The following is a 4,848-nucleotide window of genomic DNA, read 5'->3' as shown; positions in this document are numbered from 1 at the left end:
GCCGCGAGGGAAGCGAGCCCCTCAAGGTCGCCGGGTTCCACGGCCTCAAGGCCACGGAGAATGTCCCGGACGGCTGGCTCGGGGCTTCCATCCGGCTGCAATGCGCGCCGGTAGGCCTCGGTGGTCAGGCAAAACCCGGGCGGGACCGGAAGTCCCGCCCAGATCAGCTCGCCGAGATTGGCCGCCTTGCCGCCGACCTCTGGAAGCATGGTTGCCCGGATCCGGCGCAGCTCGACGATCAAGCGCGATGCCTCCCTGGGCTCTGCGTGCTCCACCATTACCGTCTGCCTGCGTCCACCGGTCCTTGGGCTTGCCTGTTATGCGGCGCCGAGCATGGGACCGAAGTTGGCGCGGTCCGCCAGCCTGGGGTCCTCGCGGTCTGGAACAACCAGCACGGGTCCTTTGGCATGGTGCAGGACTCCATCCGACGTCGATCCGAGGAGCATTCCTGCGAAGCCTCCGCGCCCGCGCGTGCCCAGCACCACGAGTTCGACGCTGCGGCTCACTTCCACGAGGACTTCCACTGGCGAACCATCGAGCAGTTGGGTTTCCGCCGGAAGCTTGGGGAAGTGGCTCTTGAGCCACGCCAAGCCTGCGTCCAACTGGATCCTGATGTCCCTGAAGAGTGCCTCCCGGTCCAGGGGTGCCGGAACCCACGCCAAGGAGCCGCTGTATTCGGGTACGGCGCAGATGACGCGCAGCTTGGCGCCCATGCGTTGAGCCTGCTCCGCGGCCTCCAGGACGGCAACGCGCGCCTGTTCCGAGCCGTCCACGCCGACTGCGACCACATTCTCGACAACGCGGGAGCCGGACTTCGCGCGCTCGGCCTTGATGTGCTTGTCCTCCGTGGTTTCACCCAGCCGGTCCGCGCAGAAGAGTGGGACCGTCACGGTGGGGCATTTGGAGTGCGCCGGCAGGGCACTGCTCACGGAGCCCAGGAGCCTGCCGACAAAGCCGCCGCGTCCCCGGGTGCCGAAGACCAGGAGTTCGGCCGTTTCGGACAGATCGAGCAGCACGCCGGCGGCATCTCCGTTCTCCACCGAGCCATCGACGTCGATGGCGTAGCCGGAGACCTTCTCCAGGGCTTGCTTGACGATCGCCTCGGCGCCGTCCCGGATCACGGAGTCATCCACTGTCGCGTAGCCGCCGTCGAGCCCTGAAGCCGCGAAGATCGGCACGGAGTAGGCCGTGACCACATGCAAGGGCAGCTGCCTGCGTTCAGCCTCGCGGGCGGCCCAAACGAGGGCGCATTGGCCGTGTTCGCTGCCGTCAACGCCCACTACAATTCCGCCGGGGGCAATGGAGGGTTCCTCTCCGTTGCCTTCGGTCTCTGGTTGATGGCTCTCAGAGTGTTTGCCGTGCTGGTCCATGGGGCCTGCCTCCTCGCACTGCTGGCTGATGTTGCGGCTATTCTGCCAGAGGCCGCGCCCACAACGTGTTTCTCGCTTGACTGCCGTGAGTTGCGGTCTCCAATGCTCACTATTCTCGTTTGCAAGGGCCGAATCAAGCCGGAAGAAGCGTATGTGGAAACCCCGGCGAGGGCGGCGAAATCCGCCGAATCGGGGCGCGAAAAACGCATCGGCGGACATGCCGATGCCGGGGCTATCCACCACGCGATTTCTTCTGTAATGTTCGAGGCACTGGTGACCGGGGATCGTGTTTTTCAACACATCAACGGCCATCATTCGCGACCGCTTGGGGACCCGGACGCCACCCCGCTGTTGCCTCGGCAACGCACCTTCAAAGAGGAGCCAAGCTGTGTCAACCATGCCTGCTGCGAGTACGGAACGCACCACCACCGTGGTCATCGGTGCCGGCATGCCCGGCCTGGCCGTGGCCAGCGAACTCAGCCGCTACGGCGTGGATGCCATCGTGGTGGACGGAATGTACGTCCCCGGACCTTTGCAGCCGCTCAACACCGGCATCCTGCAGCGTTGCGACGCCGCCGACGCCGCGTGCCTCCAGGAGCGCAGCGAAATCCTGCGGCACCTGCGCAACTACGCAACCAGTCACGGGCTCGACGTACGGAGCACCACGCGTGCTGTCCGGCTCGATCGCCTGGACGAAGCTGCCGCGGGGTCCGTGATTTCCGGATCGGTAGTTTCAGGGTCCTCGGGCGTCGCCTCGTACCAATGGGCCGTTCACACGGCCAACGGAGTGCTTTTGGCCGACCACGTCGTTGTCACCCGTTGTGGACAGAGCCAGTTGCGGCGAATGCTTGCCGAACTCGGCTTCGCCATCGGCCAGAACCTCGTCGCGGCCATGCGGGCGATCGGAATGTACTTGGTTGGGGTCGGCGAACTTGCCACACCCACACCGAAGGAAGTCCTGCGCCAAGCCAAGGTGGTGGGCCAGGCGATTTCCGCCAAGGTCTACCCGGACAGCGTCCACGGGGCGCTCACGGGCACCTTTGCAGCTGTTCCCGCCCTGGCCTAGGGCTTCTTTTCCGGGCTGCCGGGCTCAACCTCGGCGTCCTCTTCATCGCCAGCGTCATCAGCGTCCCCGGAATCGCCAGCATCATCAGGATCATCGGACCCCCCGCCTGCCAGCCGGCGTCGTGCGGTGATGCCGAGGAAGACCAGCAGGCCTGCAGCCACCACGGCGAAGATCACAATGCTCCAGGGGAACGGCTGGGACGCATCGGGCACCTTTTCGGGCGTCGTGGTCGAACCAGGGGCTGCGGTGCCGGCGGTGGGTACCTCCGCCGAAGGTGCAGTGCTCGCGGAGCCGCCGCCCGCCGTCGTACTTCCTGCCTTGGCGGTGAACGTGAAGGTGCCTTCAATGGGGTGCGAATCCGAACTGACGACGCGCCAGATGACGGTGAATGCGCCGGCGGGCGCGCCAGGCCGCAGCTTTTGCGACACCACGGCGTCCACAATCTCGACGGAACCATCTGCCCAGTTCTGTCCTGAGGCGTCGTTCACCCGGATCTGCGAGCCGAGCAGGAGCGGCCGGTTGTTGAACGTGATGGACACGGAGTCCGGGACGCTGGCAACCGTTGAGCCGTTGGCCGGTGACGTTGACTCGGCGACATCGTGCGCGAAGGCGGGTGCCGCCGAGAACAGGGCGGCAGAGAAAAGAACCGCCGTGGCAGCGACGACGGCCAGCAACTGGCGGATAGGGCGCATGAGCGAATAACTCCCTTGGTGTTGGATTCCTTACAGACTAGGCGAATTCGCGGGAGTGCCGAAGCCGCGGGCATAGGATTTGAGAGCAAACTTCCCCGATCCCCGGAGACTTCCATGCTCAAGCAGGGCTCAGCCATCGACCGCTACTTCAAGATTTCGGAACGCGGATCCAACTACTCGCGAGAAATCCGAGGCGGCTTCGCGACCTTCTTTGCCATGAGCTACATCGTGGTCCTCAACCCCTTGATCCTTTCCGGGGCGGACTCAAGTGGCGCTTCACTTGGCTTCGCCGCCGTCGCCGCCACCACCGCCTTCGTCGCCGGCATCCTGACGATCCTCATGGGAGCCTGGGCCAAGCACCCCTTCGCCATCGCTACCGGGCTGGGCGTCAACGCCTTCGTGGCAGTCACCATTGCCTCACACCCCGGCCTGACATGGCCGGACATGATGGGCCTCGTGATGCTCTCGGGCCTCACCATGCTGATTCTGGTGCTCACCGGTTTCCGCACCGCGGTGTTCAAAGCCGTCCCTGAGGCCCTGAAAACCGCGATCGTGGTGGGCATCGGCCTCTTCATCGCGCTGATCGGCCTCGTCAATGCCGGCTTCGTGCGCCGCATCCCGGACGCCGCCGGCACCACGGTCCCCCTGGGCCTCGGCGTCGACGGGAAGCTGCTGGGCTGGCCGACCCTGGTGTTCGTCGTCGGACTCGTCCTGACCATCGCCTTGGTGGTCCGCAAGGTGCGTGGCGCCATCCTGATCGGCATCATCGTCTCCACGGCCCTTGCCGCCATCCTGGAATTCACCCTGCACATCGGCCCGAGTTTCGACGGCAAAACCTACAATCCCCGCGGCTGGTCCCTGGTGGCGCCCAAGTTCACCGAGTGGGCCGCTCCGGACCTGTCCCTCATTGGCAAGGCGAACCCCTTCGGGGCGTTCCAGCACCTTGGCATCATCGCTGCCACCCTGCTGGCGTTCGTGATCCTGCTCAGTATCTTCTTCGACGCCATGGGCACCATGGTGGGCTTGGCGAGGGAAGCAGGAAACATCGACAAACACGGAAACATCCCCAACGTTGACCGTGTCCTGCAGGTGGACGCCCTCGGCGCGATCATCGGCGGCGGCTCGTCCGTGTCCTCCAACCAGATTTTCGTGGAATCCGGCGCCGGCATCGGCGAGGGTGCCCGCACCGGCTTGGCGTCGATCGTGACCGGCCTGCTGTTCCTCGTGGCCATGTTCTTCACCCCGCTCATCAACCTGGTCCCGTTCGAGGCCGTCGCCCCCGCCCTGGTGGTGGTGGGCTTCATGATGGTGTCCCAGGTGGGCAAGATTCACTGGCAGGACTGGGGAGTCGGCATTCCCGCGTTCCTGACCATGGCCCTCATGCCGTTCACCTACTCGATCGCGAACGGCCTGGGCGCCGGGTTCATCTCCTTCGCACTCATCCGCACGTTCCAGGGCAGGGCCCGCGAAGTCCATCCGCTCATGTGGGCCGTGGCCGCTGCGTTCCTGTTGTTCTTCGGGATCGGTCCCGTCGAGGAAATCCTGGGAGTCAAATAGGCCTTTCCGGAATACCGGACACCCTCAGCCCCCAAGCGATGTTTTTCGGTACCGCCATGCGTTGAGCTTTAACCATGGAGATTTCCCGCGCTGTTGCCGATGTCCGCCCCACGCCGTGGACCGGCCGCTTCGACGGCGATGGCGATGAGCACCGCCGCTGGTG

General features: G+C 65.1%; 5 protein-coding genes. 2 read left to right on the top strand and 3 right to left on the bottom strand.

The genetic code is table 11. The annotated features are described in order from the left end of the window. Positions 1-278 (bottom strand): PEP/pyruvate-binding domain-containing protein (locus tag AHiyo1_RS09985; RefSeq protein WP_148667537.1); only part of this gene is annotated, 278 nt, incomplete at its 3' end. Between the two features lie 39 nt (positions 279-317). After that, the gene (locus tag AHiyo1_RS09980; protein WP_059388470.1) at positions 318-1,370 is read right to left on the bottom strand and encodes a universal stress protein; all 1,053 of its coding nucleotides are present in this window, start codon (positions 1,368-1,370) and stop codon (positions 318-320) included. A 397-nt stretch (positions 1,371-1,767) separates the two neighbouring features. Here AHiyo1_RS09980 and AHiyo1_RS09975 point away from each other — a divergent pair, with 397 nt between their 5' ends. After that, entirely contained in the window at positions 1,768-2,436 is a 669-nt protein-coding gene (locus AHiyo1_RS09975; RefSeq protein ID WP_059388469.1) for an FAD-binding protein, read from the top strand. Here AHiyo1_RS09975 and AHiyo1_RS09970 read toward each other — a convergent pair. Continuing rightward, on the bottom strand, positions 2,433-3,128 hold the full coding sequence (locus tag AHiyo1_RS09970; RefSeq protein ID WP_059388468.1) for a copper resistance CopC family protein: 696 nt from the start codon (positions 3,126-3,128) through the stop codon (positions 2,433-2,435). The two genes, AHiyo1_RS09975 and AHiyo1_RS09970, sit on opposite strands and share 4 nt — an antisense overlap. Positions 3,129-3,242: 114 nt before the next feature. On the opposite strand from AHiyo1_RS09970, the gene AHiyo1_RS09965 reads away from it, so the two are divergent. Beyond that, on the top strand, positions 3,243-4,685 hold the full coding sequence (locus tag AHiyo1_RS09965) for an NCS2 family permease (protein WP_059388467.1): 1,443 nt from the start codon (positions 3,243-3,245) through the stop codon (positions 4,683-4,685). The last annotated feature ends 163 nt before the right edge of the window (positions 4,686-4,848 follow it).

Origin of the sequence: Arthrobacter sp. Hiyo1 (assembly GCF_001263615.2) — a bacterium.
Lineage (GTDB): Bacteria > Actinomycetota > Actinomycetes > Actinomycetales > Micrococcaceae > Arthrobacter.
Note: the sequence above shows the minus strand (reverse complement) of the source record. Positions and strands in the feature narration are given on the sequence as shown.

What these genes read in the sequence shown, in the direction of transcription:
- AHiyo1_RS09975 (WP_059388469.1), top strand. Translation starts at nt 1,768, where the DNA reads ATGCCTGCTGCGAGTACGGAACGCACCACCACCGTGGTCATCGGTGCC.
- AHiyo1_RS09970 (WP_059388468.1), bottom strand. Translation starts at nt 3,128, where the DNA reads ATGCGCCCTATCCGCCAGTTGCTGGCCGTCGTCGCTGCCACGGCGGTT.
- AHiyo1_RS09980 (WP_059388470.1), bottom strand. Translation starts at nt 1,370, where the DNA reads ATGGACCAGCACGGCAAACACTCTGAGAGCCATCAACCAGAGACCGAA.
- AHiyo1_RS09965 (WP_059388467.1), top strand. Translation starts at nt 3,243, where the DNA reads ATGCTCAAGCAGGGCTCAGCCATCGACCGCTACTTCAAGATTTCGGAA.